Source organism: Pseudoalteromonas sp. NH0006-26 (genome assembly GCF_057552415.1).
Window position 1 is genome coordinate 205,266 of record NZ_BAAJMJ010000002.1, and the last position, 23,368, is coordinate 228,633.

A 23,368-nucleotide genomic window follows, 5' to 3' on the forward strand; every position below is an offset into this window, starting at 1 on the left:
GCTGCTTAACTACCAGTAATTAATAATAACGCCCTTATGGAGTATTAATGACAGGAACACGTGCACAGCTGCGAGATTTTTTACTGCAATGGTTTGGCGATTATTTTCCGGGGAGCCCTTTTTTATGGTACGACCTGATTGTATTGGCTTGGATTGCGCTATTTGCATTAATATTACACCTTATTTTAAGGCTGATTTCTCAGCGCTTAGTTAAAAACCGTTTTAGCGAACAAGCAGCGCAACCCGATAGTAAAAGTCCTTTATATTCAGCAAAGAAGCTCGCTCGTAATATCTCATTTGTTTTACAAGGAGCGGTCGTTGTTATTCAGGCGCAACTATGGATACCCGAAGGCACTACGTTTTTGTATTTGATTCAAATGATCACCGATCAGTGGATCATTTTATTTGCCTTGCTTTCGCTGTTTTCGTTACTGGATATATTTCAAGCAATTTCCGATAAGCGCCCCCTAAGCGCTCACTTTCCGCTGCGCGGCTTTTTGCAAACAATTAAGCTTATTGCCAGTGTATTAACTGCCATTTTAGCCGTTTCGTTGTTGATGAATAAGTCACCATTAATTTTACTAAGTGGCTTAGGCGCTCTGTCTGCGGTGTTATTACTGGTATTTAAAGACGCTATTTTAGGATTAGTAGCAGGTATTCAGCTCTCTGCCAATAATATGCTGGCGGTAGGTGACTGGTTAGAAATGCCTAAGTACGGCGCCGATGGTGATGTTATTGATATTGCGTTAACCACAGTTAAAGTAAGAAATTGGGATAAAACCATTACTACCATTCCTACTTATGCGCTTATCTCCGACTCATTTAAAAATTGGCGCGGTATGTCAGACTCTGGTGGACGCCGGATAAAACGCAGCATTCATCTAGAAATGAGTAGTGTGCACTTTTTAGATGAAGCCGCACTTGTTGCTCTTAAAAAAGCTGACTTGCTAAGCAATTATCTTGAAAGTACGCTATCGACTATTAACGAGCAGAACACGACTAAAAAAGTAGATATGAGCTGCACTTTAAATGGCCGCAGGCTCACTAATGTGGGTACATTTCGTCACTATTTGGTGGCGCTATTAAAACAGCACCCGCATATTCATCAGGGTATGACCTTAATGGTAAGGCAATTAGCGCCAACAACCCAAGGGTTACCCATTGAGATTTACGCATTCACCAATACCACCAATTGGGGTGAATATGAAAATATTCAGTCAGATATATTTGATCATATATTAGCGGTTTTACCCGCCTTTTCGTTACGTGCCCATGAAGCACCAACAGGAAGCGACATTCGTCAACTAATTAACCTGAACTCTGGTTAAGAGATTTACTAACATATTGAATCAAAAATGATATTTATGTTTATTTTCTCTAGCCAGAGATTTTCAGTGAAAACAAGGCGAAATTACGCGTCAATAGCTAGTCTATTGCAAGTAAATTCAACGCAGTTAGCGCTCAAAATAGCTGCTTGAGATAGATTTATTATCTAGAGTTCAGGTTAATTATATAACCTGAACTGTGAATAATAAATCTAGCTCACGTAAAGTCAGTCTAAATACGCTTTAATTGCGCAATAAGCCACTGATGAATATCGCTATTATTTGAACGCGGGTGCCAGGCTGCAATCACCTTAAACGGCGGCGGTAATAATTCAATCTCCAATTGCTTCACCTTACTATTTGGCAATAACCGTGATGGGTAAAACGCAATTAAATCGGTGGTATTGAGTAAATCAGGCACAGATGAAAACCCAGGTACTGACATGACAATATTTCGTTTGTAGCCTTTATCTGCAAACCAGCGATCGTGCGAACCACGTAAGTTTGCTCTAGATGCCGACACCACCAACTGTGGCCGGCTCGCAACCTCAGCTAAGCTCAAAGGCTGTGAAGATGTGGGCGCATGTGCGCCTGCAATACAAATATGCTGTTCTTCAAATAGGGTATCGTAAACTAAATTATCAGGAATAAATTCAACAAAGCTAATCAGTAAATCAAGCTCTCCTGCACTAATGAGCTGGTTAACGTTATCGGATGCAAAGTCTCGAATAATCAACTTTAAGCCTGGCGCTTCACGGCGAGTAATTGCTAATAACTGAGGTAAAAGTGCAGCAATCGCATAATCCGTAGCACTTATAGTAAAAACACCTTGGTAACTTTGCGGAGAAAACTGTGGCGGCACTAATAACGCGTCTAGTTGACTCAGAATTTGATTAATCGGTAGTTCAAGCGTTAGCGCTTTTGGCGTTGGCAGCATCGTATTGCCTTGACGAATAAACAGCCTATCATCAAATAAGTCGCGTAATTTTCGCAGCTGCTCACTAATGGCTTGCTGAGTTAGCCCCATTTTTTGCGCAACATGCGATACATTTTTTAATTTGAGTAAAGCGCTTAAAACTCGCAACTGCTTTATATCCAGCCGACCTATACCATTCATAATTGTATCTAAAACAAAAAAGTGTTGTTTCAAATTGTAGCTTTAAATCCCTATGCTCACCAGCATTGTTATAAGCACTAAGCAGCATAGTTAATTTAAAAGGTATTCAAATGAGTCAACCGAGTAAAAATATCGACAGTTTATTTTCATCCATTAGTTTAGGGCCATATACCCTTAAAAATCGTATTGTTATGCCGCCACTTACCCGCTCACGCAGTACAGTACCTGGCAATATCCCCAACGAAGTAATGGCAACTTACTACGCACAACGTGCAAGTGCTGGATTTATGGTTACCGAGGGCACTCAAATTGAGCCCAGAGGACAAGGATACGCTTGGACACCCGGTATTCACTCTGCTGAACAAATCGTTGGCTGGAAAAAAGTGACTAATGCCGTGCATGCAGAAGGGGGAGTTATTTTTGCCCAGCTGTGGCATGTAGGCCGTGTATCGCATACTAGCCTACAACCAAATGAAGCCAAACCTGTTGCTCCCTCAGCAATAGCAGCTGATAGTGTGAAAGTGTTTATAGAAACAGGCCCAGCTCAAGGCGCTTTAGCCGATCCAAATGAACCACAAGCTTTAACAACAAATGAAGTAAAAGAGCTTGTTGGCATGTATGCACAAGCTGCCCGTAATGCGCTAGAGGCTGGGTTTGATGGTGTGGAACTGCATTGTGCTAATGGCTACTTAGTAAACCAATTTATTTCTGAGCATAGTAACCAACGTGAAGATGAATACGGTGGTTCACTGACTAATCGCTTACGCTTTTTAAAAGAGATTGTTGCTGCCGTTAGTGATGTAGTTGGCGCTGAGCGTTTAGGGGTTAGATTTGCGCCGCTATTTAGCAGTACTGATGAAACCCGTGTTTATTTAGGATTAGTAGAATCAGACCCTCAACATACTTATATAGAAGCCATTAAAGTACTTGAGCAAGCAGGTATTGCCTATCTTTCAATTGCTGAAGCCGATTGGGACAATGCTCCTGATTTGCCAGAGCAATTTTATAAAGCGGCACGCGCAGAATTTTCTGGGCGTATTATTTATGCTGGTAAATACACGGTTGATAAGTCCTTGGCGATGTTAGCTAAAGGTTATGGGGATTTATTTGCTTTTGGTCGCCCTTTTATTGCCAACCCTGACTTGCCAGCACGCATAAAAAATAATTGGCCATTAAATGAAGCCGATGCCAGCACTATGTATGGTGGCACTGAGCAAGGCTACAGTGACTACCCTCGCTATAAGAATAATTAGCAAAAAGGCCATGGATGGCCTCTTAAATTGCTAAAGGCGCGATAATACATTCTATCTAAACCTCTCAAATAAGCTTTATTACTGTTTTTATCTTATCGAAAATGTCATACATTTGGTTAAAAAATGTCGATAAAAGCCACCCAAATTAGTTTTAAGGTATTGTTTTTAAATAATTAATAAGCATTAAAGTAGTAATATTTTTCAATATGAATACAATAAGCCTTTATTTTTTAGACATCGGTCTTTGGAGCATGGGTTGTTAAAATTAGCAGGAGTTAAATCAACTTCTTTGAGCCTTTTAGGGCTATGTGGCTTATTTTTATTATTAGTTCAGTTTCAAGTTCAATGGCAAAGTAAGCTCTCTCTTATTAATAACCTTGTTTATCCATTACTGGTTATTACTGCTGTATTTGCTACTCAGTTTAATCGAAGTCGAGTTGCACTGCTTTGTGCATTTTGGGTGATTTATTTATCTTCATTAGACTACGCTTTACCTTGGTCTGACTGGCTCAAAGCGCAACCTGACTGGACCTTATTATGCGCTGCAAGTTTATTAATGTTATTAGCAGTCATAAAAGATAGAGCGCTTTTATCAATACACACAGTAACTCGCAGTTTACTTGTTATTGTTTGCGGCGGTGCTGCGTTTGCTTGGTTAGCACTGAGCCAACATTTACAAGAACTAACAATACAATCCTCTTTTTATACTCAACTACTTCCTTACTTTCCCATTGTTTTACCGCTTTCAATAATTGGCGGCTTGCTTATTTGGCAAAGCTTGAGGGCCCATAACCTGACTCAAACCGCCTTATTAATTACTTTTATTATGTGGTGCCTTAATCAGCAACACATTATTGATTTTCCTTGGTCTGTAATAGCCGTGCTTATGGCTTCTTTGTATTTATTGGCAGTAAGTACAGACTCTTATTATTTAGCCTATAGAGACGATTTAACCAGCTTACCAACGCGGCGAGCTCTTAATCAGCTTGCTTTATCATTAGGTCGAAAGTACACCGTTGCTATGCTCGACATTGACCACTTTAAAAAATTCAACGATACCTATGGCCACGATATTGGCGACCAAGTGTTAAAGCTAGTGGCGGCTAAAATGGCTGGCATTAAAGGGGGTGGCAAGATTTACCGCTATGGTGGAGAAGAATTTACGGTGGTGTTCCCGCGTAAAACAGCCGAGCAGTCAATCCCTGAACTAGAAACACTGCGCGAAAATATTGCCACCTACGACATGGTGATCAGAAACCCAAAACGAACCGATAAGAAATCTCGTAAAGGTAAACAGCCAAGTGACAACAAAACGGTAAACGTGACGGTTTCTATAGGTGTAGCGCAAAGAGCGGCAAAACAAAGCTTTGATGAGGCATTGAAAAATGCCGATTTAGCCCTTTATAGAGCTAAAAAGAAAGGCAGAAATAACGTAAGCGAGTAATGCATTTAACGTGGCACGCTAACTTAATAATAGCGTGCCCAAAGGCAACTAAATTTAACTACAACTTATTGCTTTTCCAAAACCGCTTTTAAATTATTTAATGCCGAAACAGAAAAGCCACGGTCGTAAAAGTAAATAATTTTGCCACTCTCATCAAGCAGTATCACACGGCTGTTATTAGGATTTTCGTTGCCAGTAAATGCCTGAACTTTATCGCCATCTTCGTAAATTGTGATCACCCCACCCCACAACTCTTTTGGGATCCCTTTGCGCATACCGCTATCAATTAAGGTACTAAACATACGAGGAACCATGCCCTGAATAGTTGGCAACTCATAGGCCGTTACATCCACTGCAGTCATATCTAAACCAATAAGCCAACGATCAATATCAAACTGGCTATCTTGTTTATAACCAATTAATAGCAACGTATGTGGGTTGTTAAAGTCATCAGGAATAGTGAATGACTGTTGCTCTAAGCTTTCTCCTGTAACAGTGGGAAATTGCTTACCAAGTAGTGCTTGATTTGGATACTGGGTTGAACATCCGCTTACTACTAAAACCATCACCAGCGTCATTATTGCCTTTAACATACCTTTACTCCCTATTTTTAAATAAAACTAAAGTGAACACGTTGACCAATTAATTCGTATGAGACTTACGCTTTAAACAAGGCTTACGATCTATAGTAAACCCTATAAATTAAAGAAAATACAAGCATATGAATAAGCTTGTACAATAAAACGCTGATTCGTTATACTTTAATATTATTACTATATTCCTTTTAATTCTATCCCATAGCGAAAGTGTATTTTGTTAACGTCTTACAAAGCGTTAAAGTGCCGCGCTAATTCACAGCTATAAAAGAGGGTACCATGTCGCTTGCTGTATTATTAATGTTGGCATTATTTATCGGTTTGCTGTTTGCTATTTATCTTGTTTCGCAAAAAAGCAGCTCTTTATCTCGTACCGTTTTATTTGGTTTAGTACTTGGTAGCGCCTTTGGTTTAGCCCTACAGTTTTTATTTGCCCATTCCCCAGAAACCATTAAAGAAATACTCAGCTGGGTTAGCATAGTAGGTAAAGGCTATGTCGGGTTACTAAAAATGATCATCATGCCACTGGTATTGGTCTTTATGATTGCCGCTGTGGTTAAGCTTGAGAACCAAGGCTCACTGGGGAAAATATCCTTTATTAGCATCTCTGTTTTACTGTTTACCACCGCGATTGCAGCATTAATTGGTATTGCGGTAACGTATGGATTTGATTTGAGCATTGAAGGGCTTGTTTCAGGTACTCGTGAAGCCGCTAGAATGGACACCCTGCAAAGCAAAGCAGCGAATGTAGCCGACTTAAGTGTGCCACAAATGCTACTGAGCTTTATTCCTGAAAATCCCTTTGCAGATTTAAGTAATCAACGTTCAACCTCTATTATTGCCACGGTTATATTTGGTGTACTTGTTGGTATAGCTGCGCGTAAAGTAATGCTTGAAAAAACAGAGCTTGCTAGCCCAATTCGTAACGGTGTTAACGCCCTACAAGCAACAGTAATGAGCTTAGTTCGCATGGTAATTGCTCTAACGCCTTATGGTGTTGCAGGCCTAATGGCAAGTGTTGTGGCAAACTCTAGTAGTAGCGACATTTTAAATTTACTTGCCTTTATCGTTGCTTCTTACGTGGCTATTTTATTAATGTTTGTTGTGCATGGTTTACTGCTTAGCTTAGTAGGTGTCAATCCAAAACATTACTTTGAAAAAATCTGGCCAGTGCTCACCTTTGCCTTTAGCTCGCGTAGCTCAGCGGCATCGATTCCTATGAATGTAGATGTGCAAATTAACCAGTTAAAAGTGCCCCCAGCAATCGCTAACTTATCGGCTTCTTTTGGTGCCACCATAGGTCAAAACGGCTGTGCTGGTATTTACCCTGCCATGCTCGCGATGATGGTTGCGCCAAGTGTGGGGATAGACCCACTCACGTTTGAGTTTATTTTACCGCTTATTGGTATTGTGGTTATTAGCTCGTTTGGTATTGCTGGCGTAGGCGGTGGTGCTACTTTCGCAGCGTTGGTTGTATTACCTACCATGGGATTACCTATAGAGGTAGTGGCTTTACTTATTTCTATTGAGCCTTTAATAGATATGGCGCGTACCGCACTCAACGTGTCGGGTGCTATGACCTCTGGTGTGATCACCAGTAAGTTAATGAAAACTCAATAGCACTAAGTTTATTTAATAGCCCAGCCTACGCTGGGCTTTTTTATGCCTATAGCTCTGCAAAGCCTTCTTTGCGTATTTACAATTCATTTATTTAATCGATTAAATTTAATAAATCATTTTTATAGATTGCACTAATCGTTTTATTTCGCACACGGTTTTTACCCTCTTTACTATACTATCCTCACTGCTTAGCCATTCAGGCTTGTTTAACAACAACTTGAATGAAGTATTAGCCTACTGTTTTTTAATGAGTAGACCCTATTTTTAATACGCTTTGTATATAACGAAATTCGTTAACTTTAAGGAAGCTGACAATGAAAAACCGATCATTTACAAAAAAAGCGCTTGTTGGATTTATAAGTATGGCACTTATGTCTGGCTCTGCTTTTAGTCAAGAAAAACCACAAATGTCTAAGCCACAAGGTGCTGTAGGCATGGGTGAGGCAAAAATGGGTGCAACCAGAACCAACCAATTTTGGTGGCCAGATCAACTTAACCTATCTCCTCTTCGCGATCATGATCTACGTTCAAACCCTTACGGTGCCGACTTTAATTATGCAGAGGCATTTAACAGCCTAGATTTAGACACTGTAAAAAGTGATATAGACGCTCTGCTAACCCAATCTCAAGATTGGTGGCCGGCAGATTTTGGTAACTATGGCCCATTTTTTATTCGTATGACTTGGCACAGTGCAGGTACCTATCGTACGCTTGATGGCCGTGGTGGCGCTGGCGGTGGTCAACAACGTTTTGAACCGCTTAATAGCTGGCCAGATAACGTAAGCTTGGATAAAGCGCGCCGTTTACTTTGGCCAATTAAACAAAAATACGGTGAAGCCCTTTCATGGTCAGACTTAATCGTATTAGCCGGTAATGTTGCCTTAGAAAACATGGGGTTTGAAACCTATGGTTTTGCTGGTGGTCGTACTGACGATTGGGAACCAGACATGGTTTACTGGGGTCCTGAAGTAGAAATGCTTGCCAGCGACCGTGAAGATGCCAGCGGCAAACTAGAACGCCCATTGGGTGCAACACACATGGGTTTAATTTATGTAAACCCAGAAGGGCCTAAAGGGGTTCCTGATCCTATTGGCTCAGCTAAAAATATTCGTGTTGCGTTTTCTCGCATGGCGATGAACGATGAAGAAACCCTAGCACTTATCGCCGGTGGTCACACCTTTGGTAAAATGCATGGTGCGCACAAACCTAAAGACTGTGTGGGTGCAGAGCCTGCTGCAGCAGGTATTGAAGAGCAAGGTTTAGGCTGGAAAAACAAATGTGGTAAAGGCCACTCTGAAGATACCGTATCTAGTGGTTTAGAAGGCGCATGGACACAAGCACCTACTCGCTGGTCATCATTATACTTAAGCAACCTACTTAACTTTGAGTGGAAACAAACTCGCAGTCCTGCTGGCGCTATTCAGTGGATCCCAACAGATGAATCATTACATAAGTCAGTACCTGATGCGCACGTTAAGGGTAAATTTAACCCACCGGTAATGACCACTGCCGATTTAGCATTAAAATTTGATCCTGAATATCGCAAAATTGCTGAACGCTTTTTAAATGACCCAAAAGAGTATCAACTTGCCTTTGCTAAAGCATGGTACAAATTAACTCACAGAGATATGGGACCACCACGTAACTTTTTAGGTAAAGAAGTACCAAAAGAAGACTTAATTTGGCAAGACCCTATTTCAGCAGAGACTAAATCAAACATTGATGCTGGTGCAGTAAAAGAGCTGAAAGCTGCTATTTTAGACTCGAACCTAAGTGTACCTGATTTAGTACGTGTGGCATGGGCATCGGCTGCCAGTTACCGTGATTCAGATATGCGTGGCGGAGCCAATGGCGCACGTATTGCGCTAGCACCACAAAAAGATTGGGCAGTAAATAATCCAGCAGAAACCACAAAGGTACTTAAAGTATTAAAAGCGATTCAAGCTGACTTTAACGACAGCTTATTTAGCAAAAGCCATGTATCGCTTGCTGATTTAATTGTGCTTGGTGGTAATGCAGCGATTGAAAAAGCAGCCAAAGATGCAGGCTACTCAGTAGACGTGCCGTTTAATGCTGGCCGTGGCGATGCTACACAAGCACAAACTGACGTTAATGCATTTAGCTTATTAGAGCTGCCAGCCGATGGTTTTAGAAACTATTTTGATGCAGAGAAAAGCTATAAATCACCAACTGAAATGCTGATTGATAAAGCGGATCAGCTTGACCTAACAGTCCCTGAAATGACTGTATTAGTAGGTGGCTTACGCTCACTTGATGCAAACTATAAAGGCACTGACTACGGCGTATTTACCGACAAGCCAGGTACACTAAATAACGATTTCTTCGTTAACTTGTTAGATATGTCGACGGTATGGAAAAAATCGTCTGATGCTGGCATTTATCAAGGCTTTGATCGTCAATCAGGTGAGAAAAAGTACACCGCCACTTCGGTTGATCTGATTTTTGGTTCAAATTCAGAACTACGTGCAGTTGCTGAGGTGTATGCTTTTGATACATCAAAACAAAAGTTTGTAGAAGACTTTGTTAAAGCATGGACTAAAGTAATGAATTTAGACCGTTAATAACCATTAAGTAACACAACCACAGCGCTGCAATTAATTGCAGCGCTTTTTTATTGTAAAGCTACTTTAAAGCAAGTACTCGATCACGTAAGTCATCGGCACTCACATTTTCAGACGCAACCGGCTCACCAATCGCTACGCTTACCAACGACCATTTGGGTCTAGGTAGTCGCCATTTAGTTTTTCGACTAAACATACTGCCCCATAGTCCATCTAAATGAACAGGGATAACAGGCACAGGCGTGCGCTGAATTATTTTTTCAATACCACGGCGAAACACATCAACTTCGCCATCACCGCTGAGCTTTCCTTCAGGAAAAATACCCACTAGCTCACCACGTTCCAATGCTTGTGCAATGTCATCAAAAGCTTTATTAAACGCCTTAGGGTTTGATTTTTGACTATCGATTGGAATGGCTTTGGCCATTTTAAATAACCAATTAAGTGCCGGTGAATAGTAAATAGGTGCAAATACAACAAACCGAATTGGCCTAGGCGACGCCGCTAAAATAAACATCCAATCAACAAAGCTAACATGGTTACTTACCACTACCGCAGCCCCTTCATCGGGAATGTTAGGCTCGCCTTTAGTGCGCACCCGATACATGCAAATCGCTAAAATATAAATAATAAAGCGTAAAAAGAACTCAGGAACTTTGCTGTATATATAAACCGATATCAGTAAATTAAGCCCTGCTAATAACAACAGTAATTGTGAAATATTCCAGTGTAATAGCGTTAAAGTGATAATACTTAAAACGGCGCTGCCGACCATAAACAGTGCGTTTAATACATTATTAGCTGCAATTACCCGAGAACGGCTATCGGGGTGAGTACGCTGCTGAATGAGTGCATACAAAGGCACGGTATAAAACCCCGAGGCAATACCAATACCTGCCATCCAAACAAAATGCCAGAGCATATCGCCGGTATTAATTACTTGTTCAAGAGTAAGCTGCAACTCACTAACTTGGCGATAAAATTCAATACCAGGCTCTTGGCTTAGTAAATATAAAAATAAGGTAATTAACAGTGCACCAAAAGGCACAATACCTAACTCAATACGTGAACGTGATAGCTTTTCACACAATAAAGACCCCAATGCAATACTCAACGAAAACACCACTAAAGCAGCCGTCACCACCAACTCATCGCCTCCCATTACATGTTTTACGTAATTAGGGAGCGCCGTTAGTATCACCGCACCAATAAGCCAAAACCAGCTGATCCCTAATACTGACTTACCCACCGACTCGGTTTGTGCCTTAAGCGCATTAAAAACACTTTTGGTTGAAGTAATAGGGTTAATCGATACTTTTAAATTAGCATCATTGGCAGCACTTTTAGGAATAAATCGACTGCTCATAAAGCCAATAACCGCTAGGCTCACTATTGCGATACTGATATAAATAGGGCCCGCTGCTTGGGTTATATAATAGGTGCCAAATACGGTGCCCAATAAAATAGCGACAAAAGTGCCCGACTCCACCAGCCCATTCGCTTTGGTTAGCTCATTTGGGGCCACATGTTGCGGTAAAATAGAGTACTTAAGCGGTCCAAAAAAAGTGCTTTGTAAACCCATTAAAAATACAGTACCTAACATTAACCAAACCTGCTCGGTTAAAATCGATACTACGCCCACCAGCATAATAGGAATTTCGCAAAACTTTACCATGCTGATCAGTTTTGATTTTTCCAACTTTTCTGCAATTTGCCCAGCCATGCCTGAAAATAGAAAAAACGGTAAAATAAATAATCCTGCCGCCAGATTAGAATAAAAGGCACCATCGGCTACCGTAGCAGCTTGAAAAATTAAAATAAGCAAGATTGATTGCTTATAAACATTGTCATTTAAAGCAGAGAAAAACTGCGTCACAAACAGAGGTAAAAACCGTTTACTGCCCAGTAAAGCTCCTTGAAATTGTTGTTTATTTTCCTTCATTACGGTCTCTTAACATTAGGTACAGCGGTTAGATTACCATTGTAGAAAAGAAATACGAACCCACTTTTTAAGTGTTTACTTATACACGGAAGTAAAACCGTTCCCCCTATAAAAATGACTAACAAATGAACAATGCGATTAAATCTTGCGTATAAGTTGTTTACGAGTTGTAAATAAAACATCTATGTTCTAAAACTAAAAGGTGACTAAAAAAGGAGCATCTTTATGCCAACTACAAACACGATAGAAAAAGACACTAAATTCGCACGCTGTTTAGAGTGCAACAAAGTAAATACATTTGCCGCTTTTCATTGGCTTTCGTTAGCGTTTAAAGATATGGCGCGCGCGCCCATGTTGAGTTTAATTTACGGTTTAATCTTCACGCTTATTCCGGTAGCGATTGTTTACTCTGTTGTACTTACCGACAGCCACTTAGCTATTTTACCTGCAACCGTTGCTTTTGCTTTAATCGGTCCGGTATTCGCCGTTGGCCTATACGATGTAGCCTGGGAGCTTGAAAAAGGCCACAAACCTACGTTAAGCCATTCATTAAAATCAATGTTTCGTAACCCTGTAGGTGAATGGGGGTTTGCGGTATTACTTATGGTAATTATGATTATTTGGATGCGCCTAGCTGCAATTGTGCATGCGTTATACCCAAACCACGCAAATCCTACCTTTGAAGAACTTTCGGCGTTTTTAACTATAGGCAGTATTATCGGCGGAATTTTATTGGTCAGTGTGTTTTCAATCTCAGCGTTTACCCCGCAAATTATGATGGAAAGACGCGTTGATATTATGACTGCCGTGGTTTCTTCAATCCACGCGGTTAAAGAAAACTTTGCTGCCATGGTGGTGTGGTCAATTTGTATATTTGTATTGGTAGCGCTGGGCTTTGCTGCAGGTGCAGCTGGATTCATTATTATTATGCCGCTACTTAGTTATGCTAGCTGGCACGGTTACATTGCGGTAATTAAAACTAAAAAACCACGCGGTTACGAGTAACACTTGTCGAAAAAATTTTAATCTCTTTCTATCATTCACTTAATTAAATGCTTTTGGGCATTTAGTTAAGTGACTCCTCTCTCCTCCTGTTTATTAAATCCGTAAAAACCTTGATCTGAATAAGGTGCAAAGCTTAAAAATAGCGCTAATATAAGCTGATACACTACAGATAACATAAAGGAATAAACATGAGTCAAAATGTTACCGACTTAATGACAGCTAACCCATTTTCAGTGAACGTAAAAAGCACCCTGCATGACGCACATAATTTAATGAAAGAAAAAAATATTCGTCATATTCCTGTTATCGACGAAGACGGCGCATTTGTCGGTATGCTGACACAAAAAATCATGGTCGCTAAAGTTATGGGGATCATGGCAACGTTTGGTGCAAATGCATTACAACGAAAAGAGAAACTCACAAAAGTAGAAGATATTATGGTGAGTGATTTTATTAGTGTCACCCCAGAGCAGCCGTTATCAGATGTGGTTAAGTTTTTTGTAGATAATCGCCACGGTTGTATGCCCGTTGTTAGCCAGCAGGGTCAGCTAGTGGGTATTTTAACGTCTTCTGATTTTGTGCGTTTAGCGGCAGCACTACTTTCGTAAGCGCCCTTGCTTAGTAAAAACTGCATTTTGGCTTTACTAAGTGCAGTTTTTTACTCGCTTAAAGATGTATAAAATTAATAGCATAGATAGCTAAGTCACTAACGGCCTGTTATGGTAAACACCTCTGCTTTCGATGATTATTACAAGGTAACTGTGCTGCATGGCTAATCAATTAAATGTACTGGGAACTCGCTTACAACTGTGTTGTGGTAATGGTGGCTATACCCGTGAAGGGTTTTGCTATGTGCCAGATTCAGACTTTGGCAATCACAGTGTATGCGCCATTATGACCGACGAATTTTTGCAGTTTTCTAAAGCGCAAGGTAACGATTTAATTAGCCCTAATCCTTTGTATGATTTTGCTGGCTTAAAAGCTGGCGACAAATGGTGCTTGTGCGCAGTGCGTTGGTATCATGCCATTGCTGCAAACGTTGCTCCTCCTGTGGTACTTGAAGCTACAAACCAAAAAGCGCTCGACATTATTCCGTTTGACGTATTAAAAGCGCATCAATATCAAAAAACGCTATAACGATTAAACACTGAACCCAGTTTTCTTTTGCCTAAATAGCGTAGGCAAAAAGAGTCCTTAACGTGCCCCCGTTTTAAACGTGCTTTTTTGCAGAATTTACAAAAAAGTGCATATTTTTCATATGCACTTAAGTTTGTTGCTATGAAAAATACCGCCAATTAAAAATTAAAACAATAATTTCAGCAACTTAAAATAACAATACTATCGGCATGAGCATTGCTTCTATTAATACAAGACGTGTTCGTTATCGCAATTAAAACACTCACTTGAGTTAAGCGAGCACTATTTTGAAATAGTAGGAGGCATAATGAGTAACAGTAATAATGCAAACAAAGTCGCTGAATTTACCGCTCCCGGTGTAGAAAACGAATCAGCAAATAAAGCAATATCTGTTCTAGAAGATCGCATGGTAGCGCTAATTGATTTACAGCTAACTTTAAAACATATTCATTGGAATGTAGTAGGTCCAAACTTTATTGGCGTACATGAAATGCTAGACCCTCAAGTTGAAACCGTACGTGAAATGACCGACACCATAGCAGAACGTATTGCCACTTTAGGCGGCGTCCCTGTTGGTACACCAAAATCAATTGTCGATCGTCGTACATGGGAAGACTACGCTATAGGCAAAGGTTTAGTAACCGAGCACTTAGCTGCATTAGACAAAGTATATAACGGCGTTAACGGTGATCACCGTAAAGCTATAGAATCACTTGCTGAGCTTGATCCGGTATCTGAAGATATGATCATTGCGCAACTTGCCGAGCTTGAGCAATATCAGTGGTTTGTTCGTGCCCATATAGAGTCATCTACGGGTCAATTGAACAGCTAATTTTAAATTGATATACATTGAGCCCAGCAAATATGCTGGGCTTTTTATTTTTTCACTATATCCATCTCATCATTAAGCTAAAACCATCATATTTAATCCACTATAACGCGTTTAGTTACTATACTTATTTTTATACAGAACTTACTATCTATTCCTTATTATTAAAGGGATTTTTCAGTGTTGTCGCGTTTATATAATTTTATGCCTGGTTTACAAACGTTGTTTAATTATCAGCGCCAATGGCTTGCCGACGATATGCGAGCAGCCTTATCAGTTGCAGCCGTGGCATTGCCTGTAGCTATTGCTTATGCGCAGCTTACCGGCGTAAATGCCGCCGTTGGTCTCTATTCTTGTATCTTACCTATGATGCTTTATGCACTATTTGGTACCTCTAAACAGCTTATTATTGGCCCTGATGCCGCAACCTGTGCGGTGATTGCCGCAGTAGTGACTCCACTTGCCGCAGGCGATAGCTTTAAACATTGGCAATTAGTGATCACCATGACCGCAATGACAGGTATCTGGTGCTTTATTGCCAGCCGCTTTAAACTAGGTGTACTTGCTGACTTTTTATCAAAACCTATTTTAATGGGACTGCTCAATGGCGTAGCTATTACCATTATTGTTAGCCAGTTTTCAAAAGTATTTGGTTTTACCTTTGACGAACGCTACTTACTGGAGCGCTTAGGAGGTGTGCCAACCTATTTATCGCAAACTCATATTCCCACCTTACTAATGGCTTTATTAACGCTGAGTGCCTATTTCGCTTTCAAACGTATTAAACCAAGTTGGCCTGCCTCTATGCTGGCAATCACATTGGCTGCAATCTTAGTTTGGTTATTCAACTTAGAACAGTTTGAGATAAAAACCATTGGCGTTGTAACGGGTGGCTTACCTATATTTAACCCTCCAATGTTTGATATTGGGGTGATCCGTGAGCTCGTAGTTCCTGCACTTAACTTAGCCATAGTCAGCTTTGTAAGTATGATGTTGACCGCACGAAGCTTTGCTGCAAAAAATGGCTATGACATTAATCCAGATAAAGAATTTAGAGCCTTAGGTATTGCCAATTTAGCCTCAGCATTGTCGCAAGGTTTCGCAGTTAGTGGTGCTGACTCGCGTACGGCTGTTAACGACAATGCCGGCGGTAAAACTCAATTAGTATCGATTATAGCGGCTGTTATTATTGCCATTATTGCGTTATTTTTAACGGCTCCCCTTGAGTATATTCCCAGTGCAGCACTGGGAATTGTGCTTATTATTGCTTCAATTCATCTCATCGATTTAAAGGCGTTATGGCAATTAAAATTTAAAGATAAGCAAGCATTCTACTTAGCATTAACTACGTTATTTGCGGTGTTGTTTATTGGTGTAATCCCTGGCATAACGCTTGCTGTATTATTGGGTTTATTTCAATTTATCCGCAGCGTTATGCGTCCATCTGACACTATTTTAGGTATTGATGCCAAAGGGGTAGTAAGAAGCCTCGACGAAACAGATAAAGCCAAAGCGATACAAGGCGTTTTTATTTATCGATTCAATTCGCCTTTAACTTACTTTAACGTGGGTTACTTTAAACGTCGCTTATTAGAGCAATACGCCCGCCAGAAAGACGATATAGAATGCGTTATTATCGACGCTGTACCTTGTTTTACTCACCTTGATTTAAGTGTAATGAGCATGCTTGCCGACTTAGATGTAATTTTTAAAAAGCGCCATATTCGTTTAGAGCTTGCTGGCAGAAAACGTCAATTGCTCGCTTGGTTTAAAACGGCAGGAATTACATCTGGTAAAGAGGGGATTTATGTTCACTCAGACTTGTATATCGCCCTACAAAAAAACAGTGTGAGTCAACATATTACTGAAGCCGCTTTATTTAAATCGCCTAACCAAAGCTCAGCTTAGTTAGAATTATTAGTTATCATCTACTACACTCAAATTGTAGATAAAATATGGTGATGACTCATTTCATTAACTGAAAAATATCTGAGACTCAGTGCAAAGAATGTTTTCTTTATTAACTTGTTAAGCCTTAAAAAGATATCGCAAGCAAAAATGAAAATGCCATACCATGCAGTATCAAAATACTCGTGCAGCCGCTTATTTTATGGCTTATCAAATAAAGCGTTATTGATGAGAACAATTAAGCACTGCAAAAAACCAATTAAAAAATGGAGTTATTATGAAATATACACTCTTAATTGCATGCTTAATGGCACTGGCAGGTTGTGATAAAGGCGTTGATTCACCAAAAGGATTTAGCTTACCCGAGGGTAATGCAGAACAAGGTAAAGCCGTGTTTTTAAAATATAAGTGCTTGGCATGCCATACACTTGCAGGCGTAGAAGATAGCAGCGTAACAAAACATGACGATATTTCTATTAAGCTAGGAGGTAATAAAACCAAAATAATTACTTATGCTGAGCTGGTAACGTCAGTGATTAATCCCTCCCATCGGTTTTCTAGGCCTTATAGACCCGACGCCAGAAATGAAGATGGCAGTTCAAAAATGACGGTATTTAACGATACCATGACCGTATCTGAACTCACCGACTTAGTCACTTTTTTACAACCAAACTATAAACTTATCCCGTACCACAGAACTAATTACCAACTTTACTCTCACTACAAGTAAATATTGATAGCAAAAAAAACCGTTGTTAAACAACGGTTTTCTTTATGCGTTTTATCTACTCGGCATTAACCATTTCTTCAAACTTCATACCGGTTAGCTTAGTCAGCACTTTAATTACATATATAAAAATACCAATAAGCATCAGCATAGAAGGAATGGCAATAACGGGATAACTTAACAGGGTCATTTCACCAAGTTGTTCGTTAAATTCCACACTTCCTGCGGGGCTAGTAACAATCCATTTAGCTAAGAGGTAATTCATAGTTGATGAAAACACAAAGGTCAGCGCTAATAAGTAATTAGCGTTAGTAATTTTTTGTTTAAAGCTTTGCGTATTGCCGCGTTCAGCAAGGGCATCGTAAATAGTGTCTAACTTGAATAAAAGTGAGTTTAATAAAAGTTTGGCTAGCAAGGGCTTACCAAAAAAGCCCGACATTAGCACTGTAAAACCAATAATTGCCGGTATAGCCGCTTCTTTAATTGCTAACCACTCAACGTTAAGCTCAAACAGCGCTATACCACCGGTAAGTAAAGTACTTAAAAAGCCCAAAAGTGAAATAAAGTTTAATGAGCCCGCTTTTATAAAATCATAAATACCATAACTAATAGGAAATATGAGCGCCACAATTAAGCCAACCACACTGCCTAAATATTCAGGGCCAGAGAACTTCATTAAAATGACTGAAGGAATGATGATATTAAATACTATTTCGATAAGCGGATTATTTTTTTTACGCTGCTTTGTGGCTTGATTATGACTGGTCATTGTTAATTCCAAAAAATATTACTGCTGCCATCACTTTCCTCCTGTGTGGAGTAAATAATGTTTTAAAGTGCCTTGAAACATAATACCTGCAATACAGCCGCTATTCTAGCGCAGCACTAAATCGTATTATTTTATTATGTGGAGCTTACACTGCCATGAAATAGGTATAAATTAAGCCGTTAAATTAAATCATCGGTCGTAATTTAGGTTCTCAAAGACTATATTTAACCTATAAAAAATAAATTAGCTTCAATCCATGCTCATTGCTCAGTATTTTTATAAACCATCCCTTTGGTTGCTTTTATTAATTGCTTGTTTTCATCAACCCGTAAATGCTAAACATATTATTGCTGTTGCAGAATTAAGTGGACTCTTTCAACATGCAGCCAATAATGAAGAGCAAGGGGTTTATCATGCGTTGTTAACCAAAGCCCTTGAAGATACTGAGCTAAATAAAAAATATATTATTGAAATCATGCCAATGAAACGTGCCAAACTGGAGTTTTTAAAAGATCGCGTTGCTTGCTACGCACCTGGAGAAGACACCTTTGATGGCTCTGAGGGCATTGCTCTACCAAATAATATTTTACACAGTACTCCATATAATAAAGCGCTGATCAAAGTGGTGTCTAATAGCCCAGAGCGGATTATTTCGAACTTAGGGCATATTGATGATAACGATATTGTTAGTATTGTTAGAGGGGTACCCAGTAGCCGTGAGCTAGATAGAATAAAAGAAAAGGCCAAAATAGTTATAGAAGTAAATAGCGAAATGGAAAGCTTGCAACTGCTGTTACTTGGCCGGGTCGATTTAATCTTGGCTTTTTACCCCGATATTACCTTTGCATATAAAGAATTAAACATAAACTCTCACCTCCCTTATAGTGACAGCTATTCACCAGTAGAAATAAACGACAATATTATTTGCCACCCCCGCTATAAAAAAGACTTCGATAAAATAAATAAAAAAATAGCTGAATACCTACAAAATGGTGAAATGAAAATACTGTTAAATGATTACTTCATGCGCTCATGATATTAATAATACATATTTACAGTTTACATATAGCTGGCCTATAAAAACTGATTTATACAGCTTGGAAAACATCGGCGCTTGCTCTAGTATCTAATTGTCTTAGCTCAATAATTTGCATTTTAATGAAATCATTTCCATCACTGTATTTTGCCAATTTATTTTTAATTATTGGTACCGGCTTACTTACAACCTATTTAGCCCTGTATTTAGGTAAGCAAGGCACGTCCACATTTTGGATAGGCTTAATGACCTCGTGTTATTACCTTGGCTTGTTGCTGGGCTCTAAACTTGGTTACCACCTAATAAAATCGGTAGGCCACATTAGAACCTTTGCCGCCAGTACCGCTGCTGTGACAGCCTGTGTGGCCGCCCACGGGGTAAGCGATAACCTATACATATGGCTTGCTTTAAGGCTGTTTGTTGGCTTAGGTATGATGTGTAATTACATGGTGCTAGAAAGCTGGCTAAACGAGCAATCAGCGCCTGAATCTCGCGGGCGAGTCTTCTCTTTTTATATGATCACCTCCTACCTAGGCATGATTTTAGGGCAACTAGCGCTCGCACAATTTCCTGAGCTAGGGTATGCGCCGCTATTTTTAGTGTGCATGGCGTTGGCTATCGGCATTATTCCAATTTCTATCACTCGCAGAATTCACCCAAAACCGTTAAAACCGATAAAAATGAGCCTATTTGATTACGCTAAAAAGGTGCCTCAGTCGCTTACTGCGGTACATTTCGCGGGCATTATTAATGGTAGTTTTTATGGTCTAGCGCCTATTTTTGCTAAGCTATCTGGCTTTGGCGCCGCTGAAATTGCTATTTTTATGTCGGTGACTATTTTTGCTGGCTTGTTAGCACAATGGCCTATGGGGATGCTCTCCGACCGTATTCGCCGCAGTGTGTTAATTCGTACTAATGCAGCAGCTATCGGAATTGTAAGTTTGGCATTGTTTTTATTACCTACCTCACAGTCTATTGCCTACATACTCACTTTTATATTTGGTTTGTTTGCCTTTACTTTATATCCGCTGTGTTCGGCACTGGCCAATTCGCGGGTTGAAGACGAAGAACGCGTAGGCGTATCATCTGCATTATTAGTCGCTTTTGGCGCTGGTGCTGCAATAGGCTCAACAGTTAACGCACAGCTTATGAGCTACTTTGGTCACCCAGCATTGTATGCGTCTATTTCACTATTAACCGTAGCTATGTATTTATTATTGACCTTTATTAACTCTAAACAAAAAGTAGAGCGCCCTGAACCCAGTGATTATGTGGTCGGTACATCCGATGTTACCAACTCGCCACTGGCAGCGACTATGGATCCACGCATTGAAGAAACCACAGCACAAGATCAAATGCTGGTTGTAGATGAAGATGAAGATGAAGATGAATTTTTTGAGCATCCCCAAGGCAAGCTGTTTAAAGACCTGGAAAACGAGCAAAAAAATGCATAGCGCTTAGCTATGCATTTTAGTAACTCAATCGCGCTCATTATTGGGCGCGTATAAAAGCCGATTAACGCACTTGATGTAAAAAGTATAAGTACTTTTCATATTGGTCAATAATATCAGCAATTAACTGATTTTTACTGTAGCCACAAATATTGTATTGCTGAGAACCCTCTTGCAAGTACACCTCAATATAATACTGAGAAGTATGCTTAATATCGCTGCGCTCCCCCATAAAGGTAGGTATTGATGTTTCACGCGCCCAAGTTCCATAAATAAAGTCGGTTTCACTGCCATGCCCCACGACTAAAGCACAGTGAGTTTGGTCAACATCAACACGAGTTTCTAAGCCTTCATTTTTAAATACCTCAGCCACATCGCTCATGGCATCAATAATATTGGTATGCATAAATTCCAGCGCTTCTGTTTTTGTGGCATAGCAATTAAATGCAATAAATGCTGCTGCCAGCCCACATCTTGGATACGCGACAAACTGCTTGGTGTAGCCTGATTAAGGTGCTGAATATTATCGCGTTTAATCACTTCCACACGCAGTGATTTAAATAACCCATGGACTACCCGACTTACCGCCTACCGAAATAGTCCTGCACTTACAGCCGCAATTAAATGATGCATCTAAAAAGTTAGCCGACAAAATCAGAGAAAATATTAATAGTATTTAAGCAATAGAAGTTAGTACTCATTAACGCTTGTTAACATCTATTAACAATGAAAAGTAATAATAATTGCATATTTATCGCTTTTTGTTTATAAATGGGCACGGAACGGATTCTTGAATAATGTCATAAGCTTATCAGTATAAGTACATCCCCAAGTGTTCGTTTAATTATTTACCCCCAACGAACATTGGAAAATTTCATGTTAAAAAATAAAAAACATTTAGCAACAGCCCTTATTGCTGCACTTGCAGCTGCCACTTTATCTGGTTGTGCAACTACTTCATCAAAAGCTATAGACACACCAACAGTCGCAACTTACAACACCACTTACTCTGGCACCAAGAGTAAATTAGTTGTGGGTCAGTTTGTAAATCGCTCAAGTTTTCAAAATGGTATATTTTCATCAGGCCAAGATCGCTTAGGTAGCCAAGCAAAAACAACCTTAATGAGCCACTTACAACAAACTAACCGTTTTAGTGTGCTGGATCGCGACAATATGCAAGCACTTGCAGAAGAAGCTAAATTAACAGGCGCAAAGCAAGTAATTAGCGGTGCAAAGTTTGTAGTAACTGGCGATGTAACTGAATTTGGCCGTAAAGCCATAGGTGATCGCCAATTATTCGGTTTACTAGGAAAAGGCAAATCACAAATTGCATACGCCAAAGTAACACTTAACATTGTTGATGTAACAACATCAGAAGTTATTTACTCAGTACAAGGTGCTGGCGAGTACAGCTTATCAGAGCGTGAAGTAGTTGGCTTTGGTAGCACAGCTTCATACGATGCAACATTAAACGGAAAAGTACTCGATTTAGCGATTCGTGAAGTGGTAAATAAACTAGTTACTGGTCTTGAATCGGGTCAATGGGGTAGTAAAGCATGAAAAAGCTAATCGCTACCGCTATAGTATGCGTCGCGCTTACTGGGTGTAATAACACCAAAGAACCTCTTTATTATTACGGTGACTATAACAGCGCCGTTTATGCTTATTTAAAAGCAGATGAAGTTTCGGTTGAAGAGCAAATAACTATTCTAGAGCAGGTTATTGCTGATGCAGCTAATAACAGTAAAGCAATAGCACCAGGATTACATGCTCATTTAGGTATGCTGTATTTTGATACAGGCAATGCTGTGCAAGGAATTGCTCATTTTGAAACAGAAAAACAATTATTTCCTGAATCAGTTCAGTACATCGACTTTCTTCTAAAATCGGCAAAGGGTGCTTAATATGCGTTATTTAAAGCTAATCTCTATCGCAACATTATTAACAGCACTCGCAGGCTGTGTATCACCGCCACCGAGCCATGATTACAGTGCATTTAGACAAGCAGATCCTCATTCAATTCTTGTGTTGCCTCCTTTAAACAACACACCAGAAGTCATCGCGCCTTATAGCGTAATGACACAAATGATGACTCCTATCGCTGAATCAGGTTTTTATGTATTTCCTGTTGCGGTTGTTGATCAAACCTTTAAAGGTAATGGTTTAACGGTTGCAAACGATATTCACCAAGTGCCCGTTAAAAAGCTACATGATATTTTTGGTGCTGATTCAGCCTTATATATCAACATTGAAGAATACGGTACTAGCTACGTCGTTATTTCAAGTGAAACAGCGGTCACTGTATCAGCAAAACTTGTTGATTTACGCACTGGCGAAGTACTATGGCAGGATAAGGCAAGAGCATCGTCTGCTGAGCAACAAAACAACAACACGGGTGGTGGCTTAGTCGGAATGCTAGTTGTTGCAGCTATTAATCAAATTGCTGAAACAGTGAGTGATAAAGGCTTTGAAATTGCTGCAATTACTTCTAATCGTTTACTTTCATCAGATACATACAATGGCTTATTGTATGGCCCACGCTCGCCAAACTACGGCCAGCCCGCGCTAAGTGAAAAGAAACAGTAATTTTTAATTAAATATACAAAGGCCGAGTTAAATACTAACTC

Annotated in this window: 21 protein-coding genes; 16 read left to right on the plus strand and 5 right to left on the minus strand. The window is 39.9% G+C overall.

The window, feature by feature from the left end; genetic code table 11:
• Positions 1–47: 47 nt before the first annotated feature.
• Positions 48–1,328: a mechanosensitive ion channel family protein gene (locus AC27JR_RS03640; RefSeq protein WP_487172813.1), complete on the plus strand. Its 1,281-nt coding sequence runs from the start codon at positions 48–50 to the stop codon at positions 1,326–1,328.
• A 229-nt stretch (positions 1,329–1,557) separates the two neighbouring features.
• Here the strand turns inward: AC27JR_RS03640 and AC27JR_RS03645 are convergent, their stop codons facing one another.
• Positions 1,558–2,442, minus strand: a complete 885-nt coding sequence (locus AC27JR_RS03645; protein ID WP_487172814.1) for a LysR family transcriptional regulator — start codon at positions 2,440–2,442, stop codon at positions 1,558–1,560.
• Between the two features lie 110 nt (positions 2,443–2,552).
• Here AC27JR_RS03645 and AC27JR_RS03650 point away from each other — a divergent pair, with 110 nt between their 5' ends.
• Together AC27JR_RS03650 and AC27JR_RS03655 are read left to right on the plus strand one after the other, a co-directional pair.
• Positions 2,553–3,695 carry an alkene reductase gene (locus AC27JR_RS03650; protein WP_487172815.1) on the plus strand — a complete coding sequence of 381 codons (1,143 nt, stop codon included), beginning with the start codon at positions 2,553–2,555 and terminating at the stop codon, positions 3,693–3,695.
• A 256-nt stretch (positions 3,696–3,951) separates the two neighbouring features.
• Positions 3,952–5,139, plus strand: a complete 1,188-nt coding sequence (locus AC27JR_RS03655; protein WP_487172816.1) for a GGDEF domain-containing protein — start codon at positions 3,952–3,954, stop codon at positions 5,137–5,139.
• A 65-nt stretch (positions 5,140–5,204) separates the two neighbouring features.
• Here the strand turns inward: AC27JR_RS03655 and AC27JR_RS03660 are convergent, their stop codons facing one another.
• Entirely contained in the window at positions 5,205–5,732 is a 528-nt protein-coding gene (locus AC27JR_RS03660) for a hypothetical protein (protein WP_487172817.1), read from the minus strand.
• A gap of 282 nt (positions 5,733–6,014) precedes the next feature.
• Here AC27JR_RS03660 and AC27JR_RS03665 point away from each other — a divergent pair, with 282 nt between their 5' ends.
• Both AC27JR_RS03665 and katG read left to right on the plus strand, forming a co-directional pair.
• A complete protein-coding gene (locus tag AC27JR_RS03665; RefSeq protein ID WP_487172818.1) occupies positions 6,015–7,355 on the plus strand; it encodes an L-cystine transporter in 1,341 nt (446 codons plus the stop codon).
• A gap of 314 nt (positions 7,356–7,669) precedes the next feature.
• Positions 7,670–9,937 carry a catalase/peroxidase HPI gene (gene katG, locus AC27JR_RS03670; protein ID WP_487172819.1) on the plus strand — a complete coding sequence of 756 codons (2,268 nt, stop codon included), beginning with the start codon at positions 7,670–7,672 and terminating at the stop codon, positions 9,935–9,937.
• A 61-nt stretch (positions 9,938–9,998) separates the two neighbouring features.
• On the opposite strand, the gene AC27JR_RS03675 is transcribed toward katG, so the two are convergent.
• Positions 9,999–11,879, minus strand: coding sequence for an MFS transporter (locus AC27JR_RS03675; protein ID WP_487172820.1), 1,881 nt, complete (start codon positions 11,877–11,879; stop codon positions 9,999–10,001).
• Positions 11,880–12,104: 225 nt separating this feature from the next.
• On the opposite strand from AC27JR_RS03675, the gene AC27JR_RS03680 reads away from it, so the two are divergent.
• From AC27JR_RS03680 to AC27JR_RS03705, 6 genes are all read left to right on the plus strand, one after another.
• Entirely contained in the window at positions 12,105–12,884 is a 780-nt protein-coding gene (locus AC27JR_RS03680) for a DUF2189 domain-containing protein (RefSeq protein WP_076918407.1), read from the plus strand.
• Positions 12,885–13,072: 188 nt separating this feature from the next.
• Positions 13,073–13,492, plus strand: coding sequence for a CBS domain-containing protein (locus AC27JR_RS03685; protein WP_076918408.1), 420 nt, complete (start codon positions 13,073–13,075; stop codon positions 13,490–13,492).
• A gap of 160 nt (positions 13,493–13,652) precedes the next feature.
• Complete coding sequence (locus AC27JR_RS03690; RefSeq protein ID WP_008111396.1) at positions 13,653–14,021, plus strand: DUF2237 family protein; 369 nt, start codon at positions 13,653–13,655, stop codon at positions 14,019–14,021.
• A gap of 307 nt (positions 14,022–14,328) precedes the next feature.
• A complete protein-coding gene (dps, locus tag AC27JR_RS03695) occupies positions 14,329–14,853 on the plus strand; it encodes a DNA starvation/stationary phase protection protein Dps (protein ID WP_008111394.1) in 525 nt (174 codons plus the stop codon).
• Positions 14,854–15,030: 177 nt separating this feature from the next.
• Positions 15,031–16,758, plus strand: a complete 1,728-nt coding sequence (locus AC27JR_RS03700) for a SulP family inorganic anion transporter (protein WP_076918410.1) — start codon at positions 15,031–15,033, stop codon at positions 16,756–16,758.
• Positions 16,759–17,035: 277 nt separating this feature from the next.
• Positions 17,036–17,488 carry a c-type cytochrome gene (locus tag AC27JR_RS03705; RefSeq protein WP_008111390.1) on the plus strand — a complete coding sequence of 151 codons (453 nt, stop codon included), beginning with the start codon at positions 17,036–17,038 and terminating at the stop codon, positions 17,486–17,488.
• Between the two features lie 55 nt (positions 17,489–17,543).
• On the opposite strand, the gene AC27JR_RS03710 is transcribed toward AC27JR_RS03705, so the two are convergent.
• Positions 17,544–18,254, minus strand: coding sequence for a VC0807 family protein (locus AC27JR_RS03710; protein WP_008111389.1), 711 nt, complete (start codon positions 18,252–18,254; stop codon positions 17,544–17,546).
• 256 nt (positions 18,255–18,510) lie between these two features.
• Here AC27JR_RS03710 and AC27JR_RS03715 point away from each other — a divergent pair, with 256 nt between their 5' ends.
• The gene (locus AC27JR_RS03715) at positions 18,511–19,290 is read left to right on the plus strand and encodes a type 2 periplasmic-binding domain-containing protein (protein ID WP_008111388.1); all 780 of its coding nucleotides are present in this window, start codon (positions 18,511–18,513) and stop codon (positions 19,288–19,290) included.
• Between the two features lie 122 nt (positions 19,291–19,412).
• Complete coding sequence (locus AC27JR_RS03720; RefSeq protein WP_487172821.1) at positions 19,413–20,744, plus strand: MFS transporter; 1,332 nt, start codon at positions 19,413–19,415, stop codon at positions 20,742–20,744.
• Between the two features lie 61 nt (positions 20,745–20,805).
• On the opposite strand, the gene AC27JR_RS03725 is transcribed toward AC27JR_RS03720, so the two are convergent.
• Complete coding sequence (locus tag AC27JR_RS03725; RefSeq protein WP_008111385.1) at positions 20,806–21,147, minus strand: choline transporter; 342 nt, start codon at positions 21,145–21,147, stop codon at positions 20,806–20,808.
• Between the two features lie 470 nt (positions 21,148–21,617).
• On the opposite strand from AC27JR_RS03725, the gene AC27JR_RS03730 reads away from it, so the two are divergent.
• The 3 genes from AC27JR_RS03730 to AC27JR_RS03740 are packed head-to-tail and all read left to right on the plus strand — an operon-like array spanning position 21,618 to position 23,327.
• Positions 21,618–22,301: a CsgG/HfaB family protein gene (locus AC27JR_RS03730; protein ID WP_008111383.1), complete on the plus strand. Its 684-nt coding sequence runs from the start codon at positions 21,618–21,620 to the stop codon at positions 22,299–22,301.
• Complete coding sequence (locus AC27JR_RS03735) at positions 22,298–22,645, plus strand: DUF4810 domain-containing protein (protein ID WP_008111382.1); 348 nt, start codon at positions 22,298–22,300, stop codon at positions 22,643–22,645. The genes AC27JR_RS03730 and AC27JR_RS03735 overlap by 4 nt, the downstream gene beginning before the upstream one ends.
• A gap of 1 nt (position 22,646) precedes the next feature.
• Positions 22,647–23,327: a DUF799 domain-containing protein gene (locus tag AC27JR_RS03740; protein ID WP_008111381.1), complete on the plus strand. Its 681-nt coding sequence runs from the start codon at positions 22,647–22,649 to the stop codon at positions 23,325–23,327.
• Positions 23,328–23,368: the final 41 nt, after the last annotated feature.

What these genes read in the sequence shown, in the direction of transcription:
- AC27JR_RS03680 (WP_076918407.1), top strand. Translation starts at nt 12,105, where the DNA reads ATGCCAACTACAAACACGATAGAAAAAGACACTAAATTCGCACGCTGT.
- AC27JR_RS03660 (WP_487172817.1), bottom strand. Translation starts at nt 5,732, where the DNA reads ATGTTAAAGGCAATAATGACGCTGGTGATGGTTTTAGTAGTAAGCGGA.
- AC27JR_RS03720 (WP_487172821.1), top strand. Translation starts at nt 19,413, where the DNA reads ATGAAATCATTTCCATCACTGTATTTTGCCAATTTATTTTTAATTATT.
- AC27JR_RS03725 (WP_008111385.1), bottom strand. Translation starts at nt 21,147, where the DNA reads ATGCATACCAATATTATTGATGCCATGAGCGATGTGGCTGAGGTATTT.
- dps (WP_008111394.1), top strand. Translation starts at nt 14,329, where the DNA reads ATGAGTAACAGTAATAATGCAAACAAAGTCGCTGAATTTACCGCTCCC.
- AC27JR_RS03715 (WP_008111388.1), top strand. Translation starts at nt 18,511, where the DNA reads ATGCTCATTGCTCAGTATTTTTATAAACCATCCCTTTGGTTGCTTTTA.
- AC27JR_RS03740 (WP_008111381.1), top strand. Translation starts at nt 22,647, where the DNA reads ATGCGTTATTTAAAGCTAATCTCTATCGCAACATTATTAACAGCACTC.
- AC27JR_RS03735 (WP_008111382.1), top strand. Translation starts at nt 22,298, where the DNA reads ATGAAAAAGCTAATCGCTACCGCTATAGTATGCGTCGCGCTTACTGGG.
- AC27JR_RS03650 (WP_487172815.1), top strand. Translation starts at nt 2,553, where the DNA reads ATGAGTCAACCGAGTAAAAATATCGACAGTTTATTTTCATCCATTAGT.
- AC27JR_RS03705 (WP_008111390.1), top strand. Translation starts at nt 17,036, where the DNA reads ATGAAATATACACTCTTAATTGCATGCTTAATGGCACTGGCAGGTTGT.
- AC27JR_RS03730 (WP_008111383.1), top strand. Translation starts at nt 21,618, where the DNA reads ATGTTAAAAAATAAAAAACATTTAGCAACAGCCCTTATTGCTGCACTT.
- katG (WP_487172819.1), top strand. Translation starts at nt 7,670, where the DNA reads ATGAAAAACCGATCATTTACAAAAAAAGCGCTTGTTGGATTTATAAGT.
- AC27JR_RS03685 (WP_076918408.1), top strand. Translation starts at nt 13,073, where the DNA reads ATGAGTCAAAATGTTACCGACTTAATGACAGCTAACCCATTTTCAGTG.
- AC27JR_RS03640 (WP_487172813.1), top strand. Translation starts at nt 48, where the DNA reads ATGACAGGAACACGTGCACAGCTGCGAGATTTTTTACTGCAATGGTTT.
- AC27JR_RS03690 (WP_008111396.1), top strand. Translation starts at nt 13,653, where the DNA reads ATGGCTAATCAATTAAATGTACTGGGAACTCGCTTACAACTGTGTTGT.
- AC27JR_RS03675 (WP_487172820.1), bottom strand. Translation starts at nt 11,879, where the DNA reads ATGAAGGAAAATAAACAACAATTTCAAGGAGCTTTACTGGGCAGTAAA.
- AC27JR_RS03665 (WP_487172818.1), top strand. Translation starts at nt 6,015, where the DNA reads ATGTCGCTTGCTGTATTATTAATGTTGGCATTATTTATCGGTTTGCTG.
- AC27JR_RS03710 (WP_008111389.1), bottom strand. Translation starts at nt 18,254, where the DNA reads ATGACCAGTCATAATCAAGCCACAAAGCAGCGTAAAAAAAATAATCCG.
- AC27JR_RS03645 (WP_487172814.1), bottom strand. Translation starts at nt 2,442, where the DNA reads ATGAATGGTATAGGTCGGCTGGATATAAAGCAGTTGCGAGTTTTAAGC.